This window comes from Streptomyces sp. NPDC048331, assembly GCF_043201215.1.
Classification (GTDB): Bacteria; Actinomycetota; Actinomycetes; order Streptomycetales; family Streptomycetaceae; genus Streptomyces.
Genome location: NZ_JBICYT010000025.1, coordinates 78,255 through 101,502 on the forward strand (window position 1 = coordinate 78,255; position 23,248 = coordinate 101,502).

Sequence of the window (23,248 nt, forward strand, 5' to 3'; positions counted from 1 at the left end):
CGTTCCGGTGCGGCCCGCCGCACGGCGCGAGCGCGGCGGCGGCCCGCACCCCGTTCCCCCGGACGGCGGTGTGCGCCGGGCGGGCGGAGTACGGCCGGGCGAGGCTGGGGTGGAGCGGCCGCGCCCGCCTGAGCCCTCGCCCGGTCCGGTCGGGGCCGACCCGGTACCGCCCGAGGAGGCTCACGCGATGGAGAACGGCCCCGGCCACGACGCCTCCGAATCGATCGGCGCCGCTCACCGAGCGGCGCGCGGCAGCGGTGCCTTCGCCGACCGCGCCGACTTCGACGACGCCACACGGGGCTTCGTCGCCGCCCTGGAGCCCTGCGTGATCAGGTCCGAGGACGGGAGCGTCGTGTGGGACGGCGACGCCTACGCCTTCCTCAACGGGGACCGCCCGGACACCGTCCATCCCAGCCTGTGGCGCCAGAGCCGCCTCGCCGCCCTCCAAGGCCTCTTCCAGGTGGTCGCCGGCGTGTACCAGGTGCGCGGCCTGGACCTGTCGAACATGACCCTCGTCGAGGGCGAACGCGGCGTCGTCGTGATCGACCCACTGATCAGCGAGGAGACGGCGGCCGCGGCCCTCGCCCTGTACCGGGCCCACCGAGGGGACCGGCCGGTCACCGGCGTCCTCTACACGCACAGCCACGCCGACCACTTCGGCGGTGTCAAGGGAGTCACCACCCAGGCCGAGGTCGACGCGGGCCACGTCCCGGTACTGGCCCCCGAGGGCTTCCTCGCACACGCGGTCAGCGAGAACGTCTACGCCGGCACCGCCATGGCCCGCCGCGCGGGATACATGTACGGGGCCGCCCTGCCCAAGGGCCCGCGCGGCCAGGTCGGCGCGGGCCTGGGCCAGACCACCTCCACCGGCCGGGTGACGCTGATCCCGCCGACCCTCGACATCACCCGTACCGGGCAGGAGGAGACCGTCGACGGCGTGCGCATGGTCTTCCAACTCACCCCGGGCACCGAGGCCCCCGCCGAGTTCAACCTGCTGCTGCCCGACCACCAGGCGCTGTGCATGGCCGAGAACGCCACCCACACCCTCCACAACCTGCTGACCCTCCGCGGCGCCCTGGTACGCGACCCGCACGCCTGGGCCACGTACCTCACCGAATCGATCGCACTGTTCGGCGACCGGTGCGACGTCGTCCTCGCCTCCCATCACTGGCCCACCTGGGGCCGCGAGCGGGCCATGTCCTACCTGGCGCAGCAGCGGGACCTGTACGCCTACCTCCACGACCAGACGGTGCGGCTGCTCAACCAGGGGTACACCGGGTCCGAGATCGCCGAATCGCTGCGCATGCCTCCCGCGCTGGAGGCCGCCTGGCACACCCACGGCTACTACGGGTCGGTCAGCCACAACGTCAAGGCCGTCTACCAGCGGTACATGGGCTGGTTCGAAGGGAACCCGGCGCTCCTGTGGCAGCATCCTCCGGAGGAAGCAGCTCGCCGCTACGTCGAGTTCATGGGCGGTGCGGCGGAAGTCCTGCGTCGGGCCCGGACCTCCTTCGAGCAGGGCGACTTCCGTTGGGTGGTCCAGGTGGTCGACCACGTCGTCTTCGCCGACCCCACGAACGCGCGGGCCCGGGAGCTGCAGGCCGATGCCCTGGAGCAGCTCGGCTACGGCGCCGAGAACGGCACCTGGCGCAACTTCTACCTCACCGGCGCCCAGGAAATGCGCGGCGCGCATGTCGGGACCCCGGCCACCGTCGCGTCCCCGGACGTGCTCGCCGCCCTGAGCCTGGACCAGCTGGTGGACTCCCTCGCCGTACGGGTCGACGGGCCGCGGGCCTGGCACGCGGACGTAGCCGTCCGGTTCGTCCTGGCGGGCTCGGAACCGCTGACGCTGCGCCTGGGCAACGGAGTACTGACCGGTGTCCGCGGGGAAAACCCCGCCGCCGGCCGTCCGCACGCCGTCCTCGTACTGGACGAACCGCTGCTGCGGGGGCTGTTGCTCGGCACCCTGCCGCTGGACGACCTCCTGCGGCGGGAGGGCGTGGCCCTCGACGGCGACCCGGCGGTCGTCGCCGAGCTCTTCGCCTACCTCGACTCCCCCGACCCGGACTTCCCCATCGTCACCCCCTGACGGCCCGGGTCCCCCGTCGCGTCCCGGCCCCGGTCAGAGGTCGCGGTGCCAGAGGGTGAGGTCGCTGCTGGTCGCGACCGCGAGCGTGCGTCCGGAGGGGGAGAAGCCGACCGCCCGGAGTGTCGAGTGGCGGGAGTGGAAGATGTGCCACCACCGCTCGCCGTGCGGACCGGTGTGCGGCAGCCCGCCGTCGGTGGAGAGCAGGACCCTGTCGTTCGGCCAGGCCGGACTCACCACCTCCAGCGTCCAGCCGTCCTCGGTGGTGGTGTGCAGGCCGCCACCGAAGAGCCCGGCGATGCGGACCCGGTGGCCGGCGACGGGACCGAGGCCGGGGCAGGAGAGGTCGGGCACCGCGTCAGGGGTGCTGTGCTCCGGGCCGGGGTCCCGGTCACGTGCGATCTTCTCCCCCGTGCGCGCGTCGAAGAGGCCGTGGCCGTCGTTCGATACGACCATCACCAGGTCGTCGCCGGTGTCCGGGTGCGAGGCGAAGCCGATGCCGAGCAGTCCACCGACGGGGACCCAGGGGTAGGGGTCGGTGTCGAAGACCGGCCGCCAGGTCGCCGGGGCCGGCACGACGGGGGCGGCGAGCAGTTGGGCGCACAGCTCCACCTGGTAGGGGGACAGAGCCTCGTTCCGGTTCGTCACCGGACCATGGTGCACCAGGCCCGGACCCGTGTGGCGCACCGGGTCGGCCTCTATGCTGCGGGAATGATCAAGCCGATTGAACTGGTGATATTCGACTGCGACGGCGTGCTCGTCGACACCGAACGCATCGCGCTGCCCCTCCAGGTCGCGTTGGGGGCGGAGCTGGGTTGGCCGCTCACCGAGGACGAGGTCATGGAGCGCTTCATCGGGCGATCCAGCGCCTCCATCCACGCGGACATCGCCCTCCGGGTCGGCGAGGAGACGGCCGGCGTCTGGCGGGAGCTTTTCGAACAGCGCCACCACGAGGCGGTGGACGCCGGGTTGACCGCCGTCGAGGGACTGCCCGAGGCGCTCGCCTCGATCGCCCTGCCGACCTGCGTCGCCTCCAGCGGCTCGCACGAGAAGATGCGCCACACCCTCGGCCGCACCGGCCTCTACGAGCACTTCGAGGGCCGCATCTACAGCGCCACCGAGGTCCGCCACGGCAAGCCGGCCCCGGACCTGTTCCTGTACGCGGCGCGGCGGATGGGCGTCGACCCGGCGGCCTGCGTGGTGGTCGAGGACAGCCGCCCCGGTGTCGAGGCCGCCCGTGCCGCCGGGATGCGGGCCTTCGGGTACGCGGGCGGACCGACCCCGGCGGGGCGGCTCGAAGGCACCGGCACGGTCGTCTTCCACGACATGCGCGAACTGCCCGGCCTGATCGCTGCGAGTACTGCGGGCACCGCGAGCACCGCGGGCACCGCGTAGGGATCAGGCGAGCGCGTTCCCGGCCGGCGCGGTCATGACGGCCTGGGTCATGGTCCCGCCGAACGGCGGCGCAGTGAAGTCGCCTTCCCGCAGGGCCTGTTCGAGCCGCGCGTGGACGCAGGACGACGTGCCGCTCCAACAGGGGCGCTGTCACGGTGCCGTCCGCCGCCCGCCGCGGTCCGTCCCGGAAACGCGCGTCCGGGGAAGAGCGGAGGGGCCCACCGCACCCCGGGTGCGGTGGGCCCCTCCCCCTGCGTGACCTCGCCGCGTCGTGGGCGAGCCCTGGGCCGCCTAGGCGGTCGGCGACAGGATGGTGTCCTCCGGCCTGCGCACCGTGGACGGGGTGCTGCCGGCGACGATCAGGGCCAGGAGGACCGCGGCCGCCTCGCTCTGCAGGATCCGGGCGGCCTGCTTCAGCCGACCGGGGTCGGGGACCGGGATGGACAGGGCCACGCATTCCGCGTTGGGGCCCGCGGTGATCGGGACCGCCGCGCACACCGTGCCCATGGCGTACTCCTGCAGGTCGAGGAGGGGAGCGTTCGGCGGGCGGTCGTCGAGTTGGTGGAAGAGGTCCTGCTGACCGGTGACGGTGTGGGGGGTGAACCGGGTGAGTCGGTGGCGGGCGAGGTGGTCCTTCCTCTCGTCGTGGTCGAGTTCGGCGAGCAGCGCCTTGCCCACGGCCGAGGCGTGGGCCGCGACCCGGAAGTCGACCCACTCCTCGACCACGGGTGTGGCCGGGCCGTCGACGTACTGGGTGATGGCGACCTCGCCGTCGGTGTAGCGGGCGACGTAGACGGCGGCTCCGACGGCGTCCCGCACCCAGGCGAGGGTCTCGCGCAGGTGTCCGCGCCCTTCCCCGGTCGCCGACTCGGCCAGCAGGAGGGCGTTGCCCGCGACGTACGCGTCCGGTCCGATCGGGGTGGCGAGGTTGGCGCGGATCAGCTGCTCCGTGGCCCGGGCGAGGACCAGTTGCGGCAGTGCCGTCTCCCGGGCGATCTGGGTCAGGTTCACACCCCCCGAGTAGCGGTTGACGACTTCCAGTACGCGCAGTGCCTGGTGTACGGATTCCAGCGGGGCCGGGGCCGGGCGCCCTTCGGGGCATTTCCGGGCGGCGGCGACCCGGTGCGGCTGATCCAGGGCTTCGAGGGCCCACGCGTTCGCCTGGGCCGTCAGGTGCAAGGTGTCGAGCCTGGCGTGCTGGGCCACGGCTACCGCCACCTGCGGGCCGGCGGTGACGACCTCGCCCAGGTCGGGGTGCTCCTCGAGGGGGCGCGCCATGAGCGCCTGGCGCAGTCGTACGGGGAGCCTGCACGGGGGCCTGCCGGCCCCTCCGGGTCCGGTGGTGAGGGCGGTGAGGTCCTGGGTGGTGATGGGCGGGGTGGTCCAGATGACCGAGGCGCCGAGGGCCTCTTCGAGGTGTTCGGGGAGGTGGGGCAGGGGTGGCAGGTGCTCTTCCGGGGGCAGGTTCCGGGCCTGGTGCTTCCAGTGGCGGGCGGTCGCGACCTCGGCCCGGGCGAGGTGGAGGAGGTAGAGGCAGTGGGCGGCGGTCCGTGAGCCCGCGCCGGCCGCGTACTGGAACCAGAACTGCGCGCCCTCCATCCGGTCGGCCAGGTGGAGCAGGCAGCCGAACAGCAGGGCCGAGTTCACGCCGTGGGGCCAGGAATCGGCGTCGAGCGCGAGTTCGGCGAAGGCCCGGCTCTCCACGAGGCACCAGGCGAGGTCGTCCAGACCCCGGGCGGCACGCACATGGCAGGCGGCGTCCAGGACGAGGTCGTCGGCGGCCGCCGCCGCGGATGCGAACCCGGACCCGAACGCGGATCCGAACGCGAACGCGAAGGGGGAGGTGCAGGGGGCCGGCCCCCGCGGTGGCGGGGTCGCGGCGCCGGGGGGGCCTGTGGTGCCGGTCGCCGAACGGGCGCGGTCGGCGACGATCCGGCGGGCGATCCGACGGCGGGCCGCGCCCTCGTCGTATCCGGCGTATTCCTCCGCGAGTACCGTCGCGTCCGCCAAGGCCGCGTCCAGCGCGCACAGCGGCATGTCGCGAGGGCGGGGCATGTCGCTCACTGGTGCTTCTCCTCTCCGGGGATCCAGTCCACCCCGAGCTTGCGGGACAGGGTTCGGCGTGCGCCACGGATGTGCGACCGGACCGTCGCGGGGGTGATCCCCATCATCCGGGCGACCGTGTCGGAGTCGTTGCCCAGCAGGAAGGCCAACAGCACCACGTCGTACTGCCGCTCGGACAGGCCCGCGATCGCCGCGTACAGCCCGAGCTTCGACTCCAGCAGTTCCAGCCGCTCTCTGGAGGAACGGCGCAGGGCCGCGAACCAGGCCGTCTCCACCATGGCCACCTGCCGGCCCAGAGCCGCCAGCCGCCTCTCGACGTGCTCGCGCAGCACCGCCCACGCGAAGCCGTGGAGGCTCGCCTCCTTCAGGGCCTGGCGCCACACCTTCAGCAGGAAGGTGAACACGTCGTCGACGACTTCCTCGGCGTCCTTGGGGTTGCCCAGTTGCAGGTGGGCGTAGCGCAGATAGGCGCGGTGCTGCTGGGAGTGGAAGGCGGTGAAGTCCACCGGCAGTACGCCCGCCAGTTCGCTGGAGACCGCCTGGTCCCCCGATGGATCGAATTCGCCTTCGCTCATACGCTCCCCCACAGCTGTTCGTCGCCGCACGCGGGGGCGGCGGGGACCTCATGGTGGCGGGTGGGAGCGGCACCGCGGCGGCCGGCGGTTGGTCCGCCGGTTCCCGTCCGTACCCCCGCACCCGGCGGGCGCATGGGCGCCCTGAACACATCGATGACGCGATGACGGGCAGTGGTGGCTAACAGCGCGAGGGCGGCCGTGTCGGCAACATTCACTTCGGCGCGGAACCTTTCAAGTGGATCATCAGCGATCGGCGTGCCTGCCCCCGAACCGGCAGCCGTGGAGCACCGGGCGCTCCCATTCACCACCCCATCGGAAAGCGAGCCCGATCGTGCAAGCCGGTCCCTGGAAATCTTCGGAAGCAAGCGCATCCGCTTCTTCGCGCGCCCTGGTCCGCCCGCGCGCGCCCCGGCGCGCCCGCCGAGCGCCTCTTCCGCCGGCACGCGCCCGGGCGGGCCCCCTCCGCTGTTCCTGTCACACGATCGGATGCCGCTGCGGCCCGATCCGGTGGGACACGTCCCGACTCCCCTCCTCCCGGCACCGCATGCCTGCATGGTGGGTCCAGCTTTCGGCGCCCCGGCCCCCTGGGCCCGCGCGCCCGTCGAGGAGGAAGGGGCTGTACAGATGGCGTTCGCGAGGACCTTGCTGCCCGCCGTGCTCTGCCTGGCACTGACCGGTGTGCCCGCGGCGCTCCCGCACCCGGCCGCCGCCATGTCCTACGACCACCAGGTCGGCCACGAGAGCGCGCTGTTCGGTCTGAAGGCGACGAACAACGCGGCGGCCCAGGAGTTCACGGTGGACGGCACGCGGCTCTCCCGGGTGAGCGTCTGGCTGGGCAGCGGGGCGGCGACGGGCACCGTGACCGCGCAGGTCCGCCGGGTCCGTGCGGACGCGGGGTCGGTGATCGCCTCGGCTACGGTGGACCTCGCGGCGCTCGGCGGCGCCGGCGCCGGCTGGGTCGAGTTTCCGCTGAGCGCCGCCGTCACGGCGGGCGACACGTACTACCTGCACCTCCAGGCGAGCACCGCGGAGAGCGGGCCGATCGCCTGGTACGGCACCACGCGCGCGGTGCCCGACTCGTTGACCAGCTGGAACTACGACAGGGCGTACTGGGGCGGCTGGCACGCGTACACCTCCCGGCTCGCCTTCCACATCGATCCCACCGGCAGCGAGCGCTGCGGCGAGACCGAGCCCTGCTACGTGCCGACCTCGGCGCTCGCCGCCAGGACGTCGGGCCTGCTGACCAACCGGGTGGCCACCGAGGCCGTCCTGCCCTCCTTCGCCGTGGGCGCCTCCTACGTCGACGGGAGCAATGTGCTCCGCCTGCCCTCCGGCCGGTGGCGGTACCTGCCCGACGGGGCCTCGGCGTCGACGGTGGTCGAGGCGGACGACCCGGGCGCGTCGGCGCAGATCCAGGAGAGCCGCGCGTGGCTGGCGGCGGGCACGGTGCCCGGGGCCACCGCCGCGCAGCGGGAAGCGTCGCGGCGCGCCCTGCTGTCGATGCGGGCGCTGCTGAAGCCCAACGGGGCGTTCGCGGCGGCGTGGGCGCCGGCGTGGGAGTACTCCTGGCCCCGCGACGGGGCGTTCGCGGCGGTCGCCTTCGCCGCCACCGGGCATGACGAGGAGGCCTACCGGATCCTGGGCTACGACGCCCTCACCCAGCGGTCCGACGGGACCTGGGAGGCCCGTACCGAACTGGACGGCAGCGGGCCGCCGGACGGGCGGAAGTGGCAGCTGGACGGCAACGGCTGGGTGCCCTGGGCCACGTGGCAGTGGTACCAGGCGGCGCCGGTCGACGGGCGGGACGACCGGCTGCGCGCGCTCTACCCGATGGTGCGCGAGGCGGCCGATCACGCCGCCCGCTCCCTGGGGCCGGACGGGCTGCCCCCGGCGTCCCCGGACTACTGGGAGCTGGACACGACGACGGCCAACATCGGGACGGCGGCACCCCTGCTGGCCGGGCTCAACGCCGCGGCCGACCTGGCCGCGCGGGTGGGGACGGCGGCGGACGCGGAGCGGTGGGGGGAAGCGGCCCGGCGGCTGTCCGCCGCGATCGCCACCTCCTTCGCCCCGCTGGGGTACCAGCGGACCGTCGACGGCGAGCACGGTCGGGACAGCGCGGTGGCCTTCATGGCGCCCCCGTTCAACGCCGCCCCGGCCGGTCTCGCCGAGGCGCTGGACTCCTCCTACCGGGCGCTGCTGCTCCCGAACGGTGGGGTCTCGCCCGGCAACGACCCCTCCTTCAGCTGGGGTTCGTACGCGTGGACGGCCAGCACCTCCTTCTTCGCCCTCGCCTGGGCCGGTACGGGTGAGCCGACGAAGGCGGGCCGGGTGCTGGACTGGGTGCTGTCGAACCGGAACGGGCTGGGCGAGCTCCCCGAAACGGTGAACGGGGCCGGACTCCCGTCCGCGGTGGCGCCCCTGGGCTGGACGGACTCGTTGGTCGTACTGACCGCACTGGCCCTCCAGGGGTCCCCGCGGCCCACCCCGCCGGCGACACGGCCCGCTGCGGGGTGACCCCGGCCCGGTGCGGGCGGGACGGTGATGTGCGTCGACAGGAGGCAGGTCCTATGCGAGGTGGAACGATCGCGGTGGTCGGCGGGAGCATCGCGGGCTGCGCCGTCGCCACGGCGGCGGCCCGGGCGGGCGCCGGTGAGGTGGTGGTACTGGAGCGCACGCGCGGGCGGCTGCAGGACCGCGGCGTCGGGCTGTGCGTCCACGACGAGCGGGCCGCCGAGCTGGGTGCGAGCGGCGCGCTGCCCGGAGGGATCGCGGCGCACCCGCTGGAACGGCGCCGCTGGGTGGTCCGCGACGATGCCCACGGGCCGGGCGGCCGGGTGCTCTGGGAGCAGCCCTTCCCCTTCCACTCCTACCACTGGGGCCTGCTCTGGCAGGGCCTTCGGGAGTCCGTCCCGGACTCGGTGGTCTACCGGCAGGGGGCGGCGGTGACGGGGGTCCGGGACATCGGGGCCGCGGGCGTCGAGGTGCGACTCGGGGACGGGTCCGTGGAGCGGTACGACCTGGTGGTCGGAGCCGACGGGTACCGGTCGGTGGTGCGGGCGGCGCTCTGTCCGGACGCCCGGCCGCAGTACGCCGGTTACGTGTGCTGGCGCGGCAACGTCGACGCGGCGCGGCTCGCGGAGCTCGGCGGCGTCGGGGACTCGGTGCCGGAGGCGGTGACCACAGTCTGCTTCCCCGGCGGTTCCTGTGTCGTCTACCGGATTCCCGGGCCGGCCGGCCCGCGGGTCAACTGGGTGCTCTACGCGTCCGCGCCGCAGGACGGGCAGCTGCGCCAGGGCGATCCGACGAGCTTCCCGCCGGGCGGCCTCACCGCCGAGCTGGCCGAGCATCTGGCGGTGTTGCTCGATCGTGAGTTCCCGACGTACTGGGGGCGGGCGCTCGCGCTCACGGACCCGGCGGACACCTTCGTCCAGCCGATCTACGACGTGGAGACCACGCGCACCGCCGCCGGCCGGCTGCTGCTGGCGGGGGACGCGGCGAGTGTCGTACGCCCGCACAACACGAGCGGCGCCGCCAAGGCCCTCCAGGACGCCACCGCCCTCGCCGACGGCTGGCGCGGCAGCGGTTCCTTCGAGGAACTGCTGCGCGGCTACGAGGAGACCCGTGGCGCCGCCGGACGGGAACTGGTCGCGCTGGCCCGCCGGCTGGGCCACGCCCAGGTCGAGCGGACGCCGGCCTGGGCGGGCATGGACGGCGGCGCGATGGAGGCCTGGTGGCGTGGCCAGCTCGGCGGGGCCCCCGACATCGGGGGCCGCGCCCTGACCCCGTAGCCCAGGACCCCGGGTCCGGGCCTGATCCGGAAGGGACGGCCCAGCGGGGGCTGCGGTCCTGGCGGTGCGAGGTCGTCTCCTTCGGATCTTGTCGGATGAGCCCGGGTCGTCCGGTGCGGTGCCTCGCAAGGCGGAGGAGCGCCCGTGTACCGGACGTACTCGGGTGCCCCGACAACGCGGCGAGGTGCCGTGCCGGGCGGGCCGGGCCCGGCAAGATCCGGAAGAGACGGCCTAGCGGTCCTTGGTGGTGTTGCTGGTGATCGTGCCGTCCGTGCCGGACACGGTGACCGCGTGCCGGACCCCGTCGGAGCCGATGACCACGGCCAGCCAGGCGCTGCCGCCGCCCTCCTGTGCGACCGCGCGCAGACCGGCCACCTTGCCGCCCGGTACGGCCGCGGCGGCCTTCTCGGCCGCTTCGCCGATGGCCAGGGAGGGGATGGGTGCGGGTGCCGGGGCCTCCTTGGCGAAGCCGCCTCGTCCGTCGGCGCCACCGGGACGACCGAGCTCCCCCGGCGCCTTCGGGCCCGCAGGTCGGCCGGGTCCGGCCTGCTCCCGTTCGTGCCGCGGTCCGGCGGCGTGCGGGCCGCCCCGGAGGCCTCCCTCGAAGCCCGGTCCGGCCCAGGCCATGTGCGGACCCCGCTCGACGCGCATGTGGTGGTCGTGGTGTCCGGCCACGGCGACCGCCGCCGCTCCGCCGACGACCACCACCGCGACGGCGCCCGCCGCCACCCAGCGGGCCCGCTTGCCGCCGGGGACGAGGCGGCCCAGGGCCGCGGACTTGCGGGCCCCGGCCTCGGGGGCGGTCGCCGGGGTGGCCACGGCGGCGGTCTCGGCAGCGGTGTCGGGCTGACCGGACGGCGGGACGGAATCAGACATACAAGCACTCCTCAGGACAACCGGGCGCGGTGCGGCGCGGCTCGTTCCCGAGCATGCTGAGCGGAACCTGAAGCCCCGCTGAAGCCACCTGAAGACCTCTTCAGCCAACCGCGGAGCGGTCCTGAGATCCTGTCCGACATGCGCGTACTGGTGGTGGAGGACGAACGGCGGCTCGCCGTGGCCCTGCAGCGAGGGCTGCAGTCCGAGGGGTTCTCGGTGGACGTGGCCCACGACGGGACCCAGGGGCTGTGGATGGCCACGGAGCACGACTACGACCTCATCGTGCTGGACATCATGCTGCCCGGGCTGAACGGATACCGGGTGTGCGCGAAGCTGCGCGCGGCCGGCAACGAGTCGGGGATCCTGATGCTCACGGCGAAGGACGGCGAGTACGACGAGGCGGAGGCGCTCGACACCGGCGCCGACGACTTCCTGTCCAAGCCGTTCTCCTACCTGGTCCTCGTCGCCCGGCTGCGCGCGCTCGGCCGGCGTACGGGCCGCCGACGACCGCAGGTGATGCGGTTCGGCGATCTGCTGCTCGACCCCGCCCGGCACTCCTGTTCCCGTGGCGGCACGGAGATCCGGCTGACGGCGCGGGAGTTCGCGGTGCTGGAGTACCTGGCCCGGCGCTCCGGTGAGGTGGTGCCCAAGCGGGACATCCTGGAGCAGGTGTGGGACAGCGCCTTCGACGGCGATCCCAACGTGGTCGAGGTCCACGTCAGCGCCGTCCGGCGCAAGATAGACGCGCCGTTCGGCCGCGCCGCGGTGGAGACCGTACGCGGAGCCGGGTACCGACTGGCGGCCGACGGTGGCTGAGACCGTGGTCGAACGGCCCGGCCCGTGCGGGCGCGGCAAGGACGGCGAGCGCGAAGGCGACCGTGACGGCGAGCGCGTGCGCGCCGTTCTGCGCGCGCTCCCGGGCAGGGTCCTGCGCCGGTGGCCGGCACTGCGGCGGCTGTGGCCCACCACCGTACGGGCGCGGGCGACCGTGGGCGCGAGCGTGGTGGTGGCCGCGGCTCTGGCGCTCGCCTCGTTCGCCCTGCTCGGGCTGCTGGAGGCGAACCTGCTCCGCAACGCGGAGAACGACGCCCGGCGGCAGGCCGAGACGGTGGCGCAGCTCGCCGCCGCCGGGAAGCTGGGCCGCGCACGGCCGCCGGCTCGCGGCATCGACTTCGTCCAGGTGGTGGGCGCGGACGGGCGCGTCCTGTTCGCCAGCCCGAACCTGGCCGGTGTGCCGGCCTTCCCGCCGACGGTGCCCGGCGTTCCGGGAACCCGGTTCCACACCTGGCGGGTCCGCCCGCTGGACGGTGAGTACCGGCAGCGGGTCGTCCAGGTCGTCACGGAGACCCCGGACGGCATGGCCACCGTCTACGCCGGCGCCTCCCTGCGGGACGCCGACGCGGCCGACGACACGACCACCGCCGCCCTCGTCATCGGCATGCCCCTGCTCCTGGCCACCGTCGCCCTCGTGACCTGGCGGGTCACCGGCCACGCGTTGCGGCCCGTGGAGGAGATCCGGGCGGAGGTCGCCGAGATCTCCGACCGCGGCCTGCACCGCCGGGTGCCGGTGCCCGCCACCCGCGACGAGGTCGCCCGGCTGGCCGAGACCATGAACGCCACCCTGGACCGGCTGGAGGCCTCGGGGATCCGCCAGCAGCAGTTCATCGCCGACGCCTCCCACGAACTGCGCAGCCCCATCACCGTCCTGCGCACCCAGCTGGAGGTGGCCCTGGCCGTCCAGGACCCGGAGCTGTGGCCCGAGCTGATCTCCGGGGCCCTGGAGGACATCGAACGGCTCCAGCACCTCACGGCCGACCTGCTGTTGCTCGCCCGGATCGACGCGGCCCAGCCGGTGGTCGCGGCGCCGCTGGACCTGACCGGCCTGGTGCGCGAGGTGGTGGAGGGCCGACTCGGCGACCGGGTCCCCGTACGGCTGCGGCTGGAACCCGATGTCGAGGTCACCGCCGGCGCGCTGTGGCTCGGCCGTATCGTGACGAACCTCGTCGACAACGCGCAGCGCTACGCCGAAGGCCGTGTGGACATCACCCTGCGCACCACGAACGACACCCGGCCGGGCACCGCCGTGTTGGAGGTGGTCGACGACGGCCCCGGTGTCCCGGCGGCCGACCGGGAACGGATCTTCGAACGTTTCACGCGCCTCGACGACTCGCGCAGCCGCGACCACGGTGGGGCCGGTCTGGGCCTCGCCATCGCCCGCGACCTGAGCACCCACCACGGCGGCACGCTGACGGCCGAGGGCGGTGCGGGCGGCGCCGCGGGCGCCCGGATGGTACTGCGCCTGCCGACGACCCGCCGGCCCTGACGACCCCCGGCTCTGACGGGGCCGGGGTGGCCGGGCCGCCGTGCCGCCCTCGGTGACGCGCGGTCAACTCCCGCCCGGTGAGGCCCCGGAAAACCCGGTGCCCCGGCCGGACACCGTCACTAGACTCGGCGTGCGCGCTGCCGACAGGGCTCCGCGCGCCTCATGCCGAGTGAAGAGAAGGGGAGCCGCGCCATGTGCACGTACCGCACCGCCGCCTTCGCTCCCCCGACCCGGTACGACGTGATCCCGGTGTCTCGTAGCGCGCGGTGCCGGCTGCGCGGCCGTCACCGTATGCCCGTGACCCACTTCTAGGGTTCCGTCCGTCCTCTCCCGTTCTCCCCCGTCCTCTCCTGCCTTCCGCACGCCCTGAGCGCGTGAGCCCGTACGTCCTCCTGCCGGACTCCTTCCGGCGCGGACGGCGACGTCGCTCCGCCCTGCGCCGCCGGCCGCCGACGGCACCGAGGACCACGGAGCACGGAGCACGGATCGAAGCAGGCTTCCGGGAATCGCGCCGCCCTCTTCCTCAGCACACTCGAAAGGCCTCGGCCATGCGCGCCAACAGGCAGCCCCGCACCACCTCTTCCCTCACCGCCGTCCGCAATCTGGGCATCCTCGCCCACGTCGACGCCGGCAAGACCACCGTCACCGAACGGATCCTCTTCGCGACCGGTGCCATCCACAAACGGGGCGAGGTCCATCACGGCACCACCGTCACCGACCACGACCCCCAGGAACGCGATCGCGGCATCACCATCTTCGCCGCGGCCGTGAGCTGTGTCTGGGCCGGTCATCGCGTCAACCTGATCGACACCCCGGGTCACGTCGACTTCTCCGACGAGGTCGAGCGTTCCCTGCGGGTCCTGGACGGGGCGGTCGCGGTGTTCGACGCCGTCGCCGGGGTGGAACCGCAGAGCGAGACGGTGTGGCGGCAGGCCGACCGGTACGGTGTGCCGCGGATCGCGTTCGTCAACAAGCTGGACCGGGCGGGAGCCGACCTCGACACCGCCGTCGCGTCGATCCGCCGGCGCCTGGGCGTCGTACCCCTGGTGGTACAGCTGCCCATCGGGGCGGAGGACTCGTTCTCCGGTGTCGTCGACCTGCTGGCGATGCGCGCCCTTCGGTGGCGGGTCGGCTCCGACGGCTACCAGGTCGGCCCGGTCCCCGAGCCACTGCGGGAGGAAGCGGCCCGGCGCCGCCGACTCCTGGAGGAGACGGTGGCGGAGCTGCACACCGACGCCTTCGAGGAGTTCTGCTCGGCCTCGGCCCTGACGGACGTCACGCTCGTGCGCGCCCTGCGGGAGCTGACGCTGCGCGGGGACGGTGTCGTGGTGCTGTGCGGCTCGGCCTACCGCAACCGCGGTATCGAGCCGCTGCTGGACGCGGTCCTCGCCTACCTGCCGTCTCCCGCCGACATGCCCGCGGTCCGCGGGCTGGTGGGCGACGGGGTGGAAGAGGAGCGCGCGCCCGACCCGGCGGAGCCGTTCACGGCCCTCGCCTTCAAGGTGACGGCGACGGCGACCGGCCGGCTCACCTACCTACGGGTCTACGCGGGCACCCTGCGCAAGGGCGCGACGGTCGTGGACGCGGCCACGGGCCGTACGGAGCGGGTCGGCCGGATCCTGCGGGTCCAGGCGGACCGGCACGAGGAGCGGGAGGAGGCGGTGGCCGGTGACATCGTCGCGGTGATCGGGCTGAAGGCCGCCCGGGCGGGCACGACCCTGTGCGCGCCGGGCGCGCCCCTGGTCCTGGAACCGCCGTCGGTGGCCGATCCGGTGGTGTCGGTCGCGGTCGAGGCCCGGCGCGGTACGGACACGGGCCGGCTGTCGGCGGCGCTGGCCCGGCTCGCCGAGGAGGACCCGTCGCTGGTGGTGCGGTCCGACCCGGAGAGCGGCCAGACCGTGCTGTCGGGGATGGGCGAGCTGCACCTGGAGGTGGCGGTGGAGAAGATCCGCAGCGGCCACGGGCTGGAGGTCGTCGTCGGCCGGCCGCAGGTCTCCTACCGGGAGACCGTCGTACGCGGGGTCGTCGGCCTCGTCCACCGGCATGTCAAACAGGATGGTGGCGCGGGCCAGTTCGCGCACGTGGTCCTCGACGTCGAGCCGATGGAGCAGCCGTGCTTCGAGTTCCGGTCGACGGTCGTCGGCGGACGCGTACCGCAGGAGTACGCGCGCGCCGTCGAGGCCGGCTGTCGCGACGCGCTGGCCGAGGGCCCGCTCGGCGGGTTCCCGGTGACAGGGCTGCGGGTCACGCTCACCGACGGGGCGACCCACTCCAAGGACTCCTCGGAGATGGCGTTCCGCGCGGCGGGCCGGTTCGGGCTGCGCGAGGCCCTGCGGCTGAGCACGATGGAGCTCCTGGAACCGCTCGTCGAGGTCACGGTGACGGTTCCGGAGGACGGCGTCGGCGGCGTTCTGGGTGATCTCGCCGCCCGCCGTGGCCGGGTCTCCGGGTCCACCGCCGAGACGGGGACCGCGGTGATCACGGCGGCCGTGCCGCTGGCCGAGCTGTTCGGCTACGCGTCCCGGTTGCGCGGCCGGACGCGGGGCCGGGGCACCTTCACCACCCGGCCGGCCGGTCTCGCTCCGGTTCCGGCCTCGGTCACGGCGGCTCTGCCGGCCCGGTGACCGCAGGGTGAACGCCCGCCCCGTCCCCGTTCGTCGGGGGCGGGGCGGGCTAAGCTGCGGGGTTCGGCGGTACTCGTAGACAGACAAAGGTGACCATGTTCGAGCCGGTGCAGGAAAATCCCTACCCCGACAGCCACGTCCTCGGTGAGGGCCCCCAGCCGCACCCGTTGCTGCGGCCCGTACTGCACCTGCTGGGGCGTTGGCACGGCCGGGGGCGGGGCGAGTACCCGACCCTCGAGCAGGACTTCCGCTACGCGCAGGAGATCACCTTCAGCCACGACGGCCGGCCCTTCCTGCGGTACGAGGCACGTGCGTGGCTCATCGACGCCTCCGGGACGCCCGTGCGGCCGGCGGGCCGTGAGGCCGGGTGGTGGCGGGTGACTCCCGACGCCGGGCTGGAGGTCGTACTCGCCCACCCCACCGGCATCGTGGAGACGTATGTCGGACGGGTGTCCGGCACGGAGGTCGAGATCGAGACCAAGGACGTCTCGCTGACGCCGCTGGCCAAGGAGGTCACCGGCACGCGGCGGCACTACACGGTCGAGAACGGCGAGATGACGGTGGTCCACGACATGGCCGCCGTGGGACAGCCCCTGCAGCACCACCTCACGACGCACCTGCGGCAGCTCCCGTCCTAGCCGTCTCTTCCGGATCTCGCCGGGCGCCTGGGAGCGACCCCTTCGGGAGATCACCCGGGTGCCCCGGCAGGGCTGCGGGTGCCGCCGCTCGCGCCGACGCATAGTCGGTGGCGGGCCGGAGTCGACGGCCGTGACCGCGACCGTGGGAGTGACCGTGGTGGATGTGGAACGACGCTCCGCGCTGGCGGGCCTGCTGTGCACGGGGGTGGCGGGGTTCGCCGGCTTCGCGCCCTCCTCCCCCGCCGCGTCCGCGCAGGCGCCGGCGCGCACCGGCCGGGCCGCTGCGGGTCCCCGCCCGCCGGCTTCGCTGCTGGGCGACGAGATCCGCCGGCTGCCCACCTCCCGCAAGGTGCTGGCCCTCACCTTCAACGCCGCCTGGGACGTCGACGGGATCGACACGGTGCTGGCCGAACTGCGCCGACGGAAGCTGCCCGCCACCTTCTTCCCGACCGGCGCGTTCGCCGAGGCCCGGCCCGCGGCGGTGCGCACCATCGCCGACGCGGGGCACGGCCTCGGCAACCACTCGTACAGCCACCCCTACTTCAGGGACCTGAGCACCGCCGAGCGGGCGGAGGAGGTGCGCGGCGCCGACGCGGCCATCCGGGCGGCGGCCGGGACCGAGCCCCTGCCGTTCTTCCGTTTCCCCTACAGTGCCACCACCCCGGACGCCATCGCCGACGTCAACGACCTGGGTTACGCGGCGATCGAGTTCAGTGCCGATACGAACGGATACCTCGGCCCGCAGGGCGGGATGAGCGTGGACGAAGCCGTCGAACGGGCCGTCGACGCCTTCGCTCCCGGGGCGATCATCCAGATGCACGTCGGCAACAACGGCGCCGGCGTCGTCCTCGACGCCGAAGCCCTTCCCCTGATCGTCGACGCGGCCGTGGCCGACGGATACGAGATCGTCGACCTGCGCCAGTTCCTCGTAGCCGCGGCGGAGACCCGGTAACGGTCGCCCGCACGGCGTCCCCGGCCGCCGGCCGGCGACCTCGCGTACGCAGCGCCGCGGATCCGTCCGTCCGGCATGCGAAAAATGCCGTGCGCGTCCGGCGCGACGTCCACGTAATGTCACCCTGTCGATCACCAGGGGGGAACATACATGCAGGTCGGATCCAGACGCGGCTTCCTGGTCGCGGCGGCCGCCATCACCACCGCGGCCACCGTCGGCGGCTGCCGCAGCAGGGACGACGGGCGCGGCGACCCGCTCGACGTCTCGGCGAGCGCGAACCTGCCCGTGGCTCCGGAGTCCCTGGCCTCCGACGGCACCACGATCGTGCTCGGCGACCCCGGCGCTCCGCTCGCCGTCCGGTTGTACGAGGACATGAGCTGCCCGGCGTGCGCCGAGTTCGAGACGGAGGGCACCGCCCCGTACCTGAAGCGCGCGGCCCGCAACGGCGCGCTCCAGTTGCAGTTCACGCTGGGGTCCTTCCTGGGCCCGGGATCGGAGCTCGCGGCGAACGCCCTGCGCGCCGCCCTGGATCAGCAGAAGTTCGCCGAGTACCACGACCTGCTGTACCGCGAACAGAGCCGGGTGCGGAAGTCGGGCGGCTTCACGCGGGACCGGCTGCTGGGACTGGCCATCATGATTCCGGGCCTGCGCGGCCCGGAGTTCGACGAGGCCGTGCTGGAGACGAAGCACCGGGACTTCGTCGAAGCCGCCGACGAGGCGCTCCGCGCGTCGCCCGTACCCGGCACGCCCGCCATGGCGATCGACGGAGCCCTCGTGCCGTCGGACCGCAGCGAGCTCTACACCGATCGCAGCAGCCTCTACCGGCACCTCAGGAGGAAGGCCCGAGCCGTGGCGTAGTGGAGCAGGCGCGTCCGCCGCGGCGGCCGAGGTTGCTCCCGCTCCCCCAACCCTTTTGCAGGGGACGTCCGTTGGCCGGTCGGTTATCGTCCGACTCGGCACTGACGGATCGGATCACGGGGATGTGACGGGTGAGCGAGAAGGAAGTTCTGGCGCAGCGCTTCGAGGAGCACCGTTCGCATCTGCGGGCGGTGGCCTACCGGATGCTCGGCTCGCTCAGCGAAGCGGAGGACGCGGTACAGGAGACCTGGTTCAAGCTGAACCGCTCCGACGCGGCCGCGGTGGAGAACCTGGGCGGCTGGCTGACCACCGTGGTCGGCCGGGTGTGTCTGGACATGCTGCGCTCGCGCGGCTCCCGGCGCGAGGATCCGCTGCACGACCAGGAAGGGCAGGTCCGCGTTCCCGACCCGATCGTCAGCCGTGCGGACGGGCTCGACCCGGAGCAGGAGATCCTGCTGGCCGACTCGGTCGGCATCGCCCTGATGGTCGTCCTGGACACCCTCGCGCCGGCGGAGCGACTGTCGTTCGTCCTGCACGATCTCTTCGCCGTGCCGTTCGACGAGATCGCCCCCGTGCTCGGGCGTTCCGCCGCCACGACCCGGCAGCTCGCGAGCCGGGCCCGCCGTCGCGTCCAGGGCGCGGCGCCCGCTCCGGACCCCGACCGGTCGCGCTTGCGCGCGATCGTCGACGCCTTCCTCGCCGCCTCGCGCGGCGGGGACTTCGACGCCCTCGTCGCGGTGCTCGACCCCGATGTGGTGGCGCGCTCGGACGGTGGCACGCTGCGTCCCACGCTGCTCCGGCGCGGCGCGGCCGAGGTCGCCTCCCAGGCCATCACCTTCGCCCGGTTCGCGGAGGCCGCCCACGCAGTGCTGGTCAACGGGGTTCCCGGGGTGGTCGCGATGGCGGAGGGCCGTGCGCTGTCGGTCATGGCGTTCACCGTCCGGAACGGCCGGATCACCTCACTCGACATCCTCACCGACCCGGAGCGCCTGGCGCGCATCGACCTGAGCGTCGTCCAGGGCGGCTGAGCCCCCGCCGCGGTCCGGCGGAGTGCACGCCGACCGGGCCGACGGAGTGACCTGCCTCACACCCTGTCACATCCCGGGATCCTGCGGTGTCTTGATGTCGAACCGGCCGAAACGCAGGAACGAAGGGGAGAGACACCATGACTCAGCACACCGATGTGGTCGTGATCGGCGGAGGATACGCGGGTGTCATGGCGGCCAACCGCCTGACGCAGCGGGACGGCGTGACGGTGACCCTGATCAACCCGCGTGCGAACTTCGTCGAGCGGATCCGCCTGCACCAGCTGGCCGCCGGGACCGATGACGCGGTCGTCGAGTACCGCGAGGTCCTCGCCGAGGGCGTGCGGCTGGTCGTGGACACCGTGACGCGGATCGACGCCTCGGAGCGCAGCGTGGCGTTGGGGAGCGGCGCCCGGATCGGCTACGACTACCTGGTCTACGCGGTGGGCAGCGGCAGCGCCGAGCTCCTGGTGCCCGGGGCCGCCGAGTTCGCCTACCCGATCACCACCTTGGAGGAGACCCAGCGGCTGCGTCCGGTCCTCGAAGCCGCCGCCCCCACCGCGGCGGTGACGGTGGTCGGGGCGGGTCCGACGGGCATCGAGACGGCCGCCGAGTTCGCGGAACAGGGCCGCCGCGTCACGCTGGTCTGCGGTGGAGTGCTCGGCCCCTACCTGCACGCCCGGGGCCGCCGCTCGGTCGCGGGGCGGCTGGCCGGGCTCGGGGTGACCGTGCTCGACGGCCCCGGGACGAAGGTGACGGAGGTGACCCGGGACGTGGTGCGACTCGGCGACGGCCGGGAGGTGGCGAGCGAGGTGACCGTCTGGACCGCCGGATTCGGGGTGCCGGACCTGGCCGCGCGCAGCGGGCTGAGCACGGACGCCGTGGGCCGCCTGCTCACGGACGAGACGCTGACGAGCGTGGACGACGACCGCGTGGTCGCGGCGGGCGACTCGGCGGCGCCGTCGGACCTGCCGCTGCGCATGAGCTGCCAGGCGGCGATGCCGCTGGGCGCGCGGGCCGCCGACACGGTGCTCAGTCGGATCGACGGGGAGGCGCCCTCCACCCTCAACCAGGTGTTCGCCGGACAGTGCATCAGTCTGGGTCGCCGCGCCGGCATCTTCCAGTTCGCCCACAGGAACGACGTGGCGCTGTGGTTCCACATCGCCGGTCGCCCGGGGGCGAAGCTCAAGGAGCTCGTGTGCAAGGGCACCGTCAAGCACTTGGCGGACGAGGCGGGCGAGCCCGGTTCGTACGGGCTGCACCGCGTCTCGGGTGGGGACCAGCGCGGGCGGCGGCTGCGGGCCGCGCGCGGTGGGGCGGCGACCACCGCCGACCGGTCGGTCTGAGCGCGGCGTCGTCCACGAGACCTGGCCGGCCCTGCGGTCATCCCGGGGGCCGACCACCCGGTCCGTCGTGCCCGATGGGCACGTTTCGGTCGAACTCGCCGACCCCGAACCGCCTTCGGCGGCGCTCCGGCACGTTCCGGCGGGCGGCGCGACCACCACACCTCACGGGTCGTGACCAAGGCAATTCAGCAGGTAGTAATTAGGTGAATTCCTGACTGAATTCCCGTCAACAAGCCTCCGGTTCATATCTCGATTTGATAACAACCCGCCAGGGAAGGACTGGACCATTAAGGTGCGACGCGCGTAACTGCCCTGTGGTTATTGCTAGTTGATTGTTCGTCAAATCGTGTCGACAGGTAACGGAATGATTTCCCGGTGCACGCCCCCGTTTGTCCGAATTTTCCTCGGCATTCGTCTGGCAGGCTTCCGCGCACCCAGTCTTCCGACAACGATTTGAGGTGCCCATGACAGGACGTCGCAGACGGCCTGCCGCCGCCGACCACCGTCGCAAACCGCGGCGGTTGATACTCGTCACCGCCGCCACCGCAGCGGCGGGGCTGATAGCCGCAGGCATCGCCTACTCAGGAATCGGCGACGGCGCCCAGGCCGCGGCGCCCGTGGTGGAGGCCGCCGCCGAGGCACCGGCCGCCGCACCGGCCCGTGACCAGGAGCCGGAACCGCTCGCCGCCGCGCCCGCCAACGAGACCGCGACCGGCATGATCTACGACGGCCTCCAGGCCGCGCCGAAGGGCGACCGGTGCGTGGGTGTCTACCGCACCGACACCGGGCTGTGCACCCACGGCCCCGACGCCCCGCCCAAGGGCGTCGACATCACGAAGGACATCGCGCCCGCGGTCAAGGAGACGGCTCCGGCAGCCGATCCGGCCCGCCCCGCCGCCGATGACCCGGCCAGCAAGGAAGGCGGCGGGCGTCCTCAGGACGCGCCCGCGGCCGACGCGTCGACGGCCACCAAGGCCTCCGCACCCGAACCCGCGGCCGCGGCCGGCAGCCAGAACGTCGCCGCCGGCCCCGCCGGTCAGACCGTCCAGTGCGACGGCGACGGCAGCACCGGCAACCGCGTACAGGTCGTCTACGTCCACGCCCCCGGCAAGGACCGCTACTCCGAGTACGTCGCCTCGTTCCGCAAGTGGGCGGCCGACGCCGACCTCATCTACTCGACGAGTGCCAAGGAGACCGGCGGAGTCCGTCACATCCGCTATGTGACGGCCGCCGACTGCACCCCCACCGTGCTCAACATCGAGCTCCCGGCCTCGGCCCTGGCCGAGTTCAGCGCGACGAACAACGCGCTCGCCGGCAAGGGCCTCGACCGTCGCGACCGCAAGTACATGATCTTCGCCGACAGCCAGGTCTACTGCGGCATCGGCACCTTCGCCGGCGACGAGCGGCCCGGTCAGGCCAACCAGAGCAACTTCGGCCCCTCCTACGGGCGCACCGACTCCGGCTGCTGGGGCGGTCACACCGCCGCGCACGAGCTCGGCCACAACCTGGGCGCGGTCAACAACAGCGCCCCGAACACCAGCCGTGGCGCGCACTGCACCGACGAGTACGACGTCATGTGCTACTCCGACACCCCGTACTACCCGCAGATGCGCAACATCTGCACCAACCAGGCCGCCGAGAACATCCTGGACTGCAACCACGACGACTACTTCCACACCAGTCCCAAGGCCGGCAGCTACCTGGCCACGCACTGGAACATCGCCGACAACCAGTTCCTGATGAAGACCCAGGGCGGCGGCGGCACGGACCCGGGTCCGAACCCGAACCCGACGCCCACCAAGAAGCCCACGCCGACGCCGACCAAGAAGCCCACCGGCGGCCCGACCGTGACGGCGGCGCAGATCCAGTCCAACTCGGTCGTGGTGAGCTGGCCCAAGGTCGACGGCGCCTCCTGGTACGCGGTGCAGCTGAACGGCAAGCACCTGACGTGGGTCCAGTCCCAGGTGCTCCGCATCTACAACCTGCAGCCCGACACGGCCTACAAGGTGACCGTCTCGGTCCGCGACAGCGCCGGCCGTGACAGCGGACCCGGCAAGGCCGCGTCCTTCCGTACGACGGGCGGGGGCGGCGGCGCGACCACCCCGGGCTCCAAGTACGTGCTCGGCAACGGCAGCACCGGCATGGCCGCCGAGGTGTGGGGCGGCCGCACCGCCGACGGCACCGTGCTCGTCGGTGGCCGCACCAACGGCTACGCCCAGCAGCAGTGGTACTTCGACGACGCGGGCAGCGGCCAGGTGCGCATCAAGTCCGTGGCCTCCGGCAAGTGCCTCCAGCCGGGCGGCACCCCCGCCGCGGGCATGTGGGTCTCGCAGCAGCCCTGCGCCAACGGCAACAAGGCGCAGGCCTGGAAGCTGACCTCGCGCGGTGGGGCGGTGACCGTGACGGACGCGAGCGGCGGCTTCGCCCTCACCGTCAGCAACCGCCCCTACTACGGGTACTGGCTGCTCGACCTCCAGCGTGCGGACGGCCGCGCGACGCAGGCCTGGACCCTGCAGAAGTCCGGCTGATCACTGCCATGGCGCAGCATTCCTGACGCCCTGGCGGCGTGAACCCACCCCGGGGGGGGGGGGGGCCCCCCCCCCCCGCCCCCCCCCCCCCCCCCCCCCCACCCCCCCCCCCCCCCGGCGCCCACAGCAACGGGGTTTGGGGCCCCCGGCGCCCCCCCCGCCCCAAA

General features: G+C 73.4%; 17 protein-coding genes. 13 read left to right on the forward strand and 4 right to left on the reverse strand.

What is annotated here, in order from left to right:
* Positions 1-187: 187 nt before the first annotated feature.
* Complete coding sequence (locus ACGFYY_RS29965) at positions 188-2,089, forward strand: alkyl/aryl-sulfatase (RefSeq protein ID WP_393714112.1); 1,902 nt, start codon at positions 188-190, stop codon at positions 2,087-2,089.
* 33 nt (positions 2,090-2,122) lie between these two features.
* On the opposite strand, the gene ACGFYY_RS29970 is transcribed toward ACGFYY_RS29965, so the two are convergent.
* Positions 2,123-2,734, reverse strand: coding sequence for a hypothetical protein (locus tag ACGFYY_RS29970; protein ID WP_393714114.1), 612 nt, complete (start codon positions 2,732-2,734; stop codon positions 2,123-2,125).
* A 63-nt stretch (positions 2,735-2,797) separates the two neighbouring features.
* Here ACGFYY_RS29970 and ACGFYY_RS29975 point away from each other — a divergent pair, with 63 nt between their 5' ends.
* Positions 2,798-3,481: an HAD family hydrolase gene (locus ACGFYY_RS29975; RefSeq protein ID WP_393714116.1), complete on the forward strand. Its 684-nt coding sequence runs from the start codon at positions 2,798-2,800 to the stop codon at positions 3,479-3,481.
* Positions 3,482-3,772: 291 nt separating this feature from the next.
* Here the strand turns inward: ACGFYY_RS29975 and ACGFYY_RS29980 are convergent, their stop codons facing one another.
* Positions 3,773-4,618 (reverse strand): IclR family transcriptional regulator, encoded by an 846-nt coding sequence (locus ACGFYY_RS29980; protein WP_393714195.1) that lies wholly within the window; start codon positions 4,616-4,618, stop codon positions 3,773-3,775.
* Between the two features lie 923 nt (positions 4,619-5,541).
* Positions 5,542-6,120, reverse strand: a complete 579-nt coding sequence (locus ACGFYY_RS29985) for a sigma-70 family RNA polymerase sigma factor (protein ID WP_365281184.1) — start codon at positions 6,118-6,120, stop codon at positions 5,542-5,544.
* 624 nt (positions 6,121-6,744) lie between these two features.
* On the opposite strand from ACGFYY_RS29985, the gene ACGFYY_RS29990 reads away from it, so the two are divergent.
* Both ACGFYY_RS29990 and ACGFYY_RS29995 read left to right on the forward strand, forming a co-directional pair.
* On the forward strand, positions 6,745-8,637 hold the full coding sequence (locus ACGFYY_RS29990) for a hypothetical protein (protein ID WP_393714118.1): 1,893 nt from the start codon (positions 6,745-6,747) through the stop codon (positions 8,635-8,637).
* Positions 8,638-8,690: 53 nt separating this feature from the next.
* Positions 8,691-9,911 carry an FAD-dependent monooxygenase gene (locus ACGFYY_RS29995; protein ID WP_393714120.1) on the forward strand — a complete coding sequence of 407 codons (1,221 nt, stop codon included), beginning with the start codon at positions 8,691-8,693 and terminating at the stop codon, positions 9,909-9,911.
* A 231-nt stretch (positions 9,912-10,142) separates the two neighbouring features.
* Here ACGFYY_RS29995 and ACGFYY_RS30000 read toward each other — a convergent pair whose 3' ends face one another.
* Positions 10,143-10,787 carry a hypothetical protein gene (locus tag ACGFYY_RS30000; RefSeq protein ID WP_393714122.1) on the reverse strand — a complete coding sequence of 215 codons (645 nt, stop codon included), beginning with the start codon at positions 10,785-10,787 and terminating at the stop codon, positions 10,143-10,145.
* A gap of 138 nt (positions 10,788-10,925) precedes the next feature.
* Between ACGFYY_RS30000 and ACGFYY_RS30005 the strand changes: the two genes are divergently transcribed.
* The 9 genes from ACGFYY_RS30005 (at position 10,926) to ACGFYY_RS30045 (ending at position 23,081) form a co-directional block, all read left to right on the forward strand.
* Positions 10,926-11,603 carry a response regulator transcription factor gene (locus ACGFYY_RS30005; RefSeq protein ID WP_030772503.1) on the forward strand — a complete coding sequence of 226 codons (678 nt, stop codon included), beginning with the start codon at positions 10,926-10,928 and terminating at the stop codon, positions 11,601-11,603.
* 130 nt (positions 11,604-11,733) lie between these two features.
* Positions 11,734-13,110 carry a sensor histidine kinase gene (locus tag ACGFYY_RS30010; protein WP_393714197.1) on the forward strand — a complete coding sequence of 459 codons (1,377 nt, stop codon included), beginning with the start codon at positions 11,734-11,736 and terminating at the stop codon, positions 13,108-13,110.
* Positions 13,111-13,658: 548 nt separating this feature from the next.
* Positions 13,659-15,734, forward strand: coding sequence for an elongation factor G (gene fusA / locus ACGFYY_RS30015; RefSeq protein ID WP_393714125.1), 2,076 nt, complete (start codon positions 13,659-13,661; stop codon positions 15,732-15,734).
* Positions 15,735-15,829: 95 nt separating this feature from the next.
* Positions 15,830-16,372 (forward strand): FABP family protein, encoded by a 543-nt coding sequence (locus ACGFYY_RS30020; RefSeq protein ID WP_393714199.1) that lies wholly within the window; start codon positions 15,830-15,832, stop codon positions 16,370-16,372.
* A gap of 130 nt (positions 16,373-16,502) precedes the next feature.
* A complete protein-coding gene (locus ACGFYY_RS30025) occupies positions 16,503-17,324 on the forward strand; it encodes a polysaccharide deacetylase family protein (RefSeq protein WP_393714127.1) in 822 nt (273 codons plus the stop codon).
* A 150-nt stretch (positions 17,325-17,474) separates the two neighbouring features.
* Positions 17,475-18,182: a DsbA family protein gene (locus tag ACGFYY_RS30030; protein ID WP_393714129.1), complete on the forward strand. Its 708-nt coding sequence runs from the start codon at positions 17,475-17,477 to the stop codon at positions 18,180-18,182.
* A 131-nt stretch (positions 18,183-18,313) separates the two neighbouring features.
* Positions 18,314-19,210, forward strand: coding sequence for a sigma-70 family RNA polymerase sigma factor (locus ACGFYY_RS30035; protein WP_393714131.1), 897 nt, complete (start codon positions 18,314-18,316; stop codon positions 19,208-19,210).
* 137 nt (positions 19,211-19,347) lie between these two features.
* Positions 19,348-20,553: an NAD(P)/FAD-dependent oxidoreductase gene (locus ACGFYY_RS30040; RefSeq protein WP_393714133.1), complete on the forward strand. Its 1,206-nt coding sequence runs from the start codon at positions 19,348-19,350 to the stop codon at positions 20,551-20,553.
* Positions 20,554-21,074: 521 nt separating this feature from the next.
* Positions 21,075-23,081 carry an RICIN domain-containing protein gene (locus ACGFYY_RS30045; protein ID WP_393714135.1) on the forward strand — a complete coding sequence of 669 codons (2,007 nt, stop codon included), beginning with the start codon at positions 21,075-21,077 and terminating at the stop codon, positions 23,079-23,081.
* Positions 23,082-23,248 lie beyond the last annotated feature (167 nt).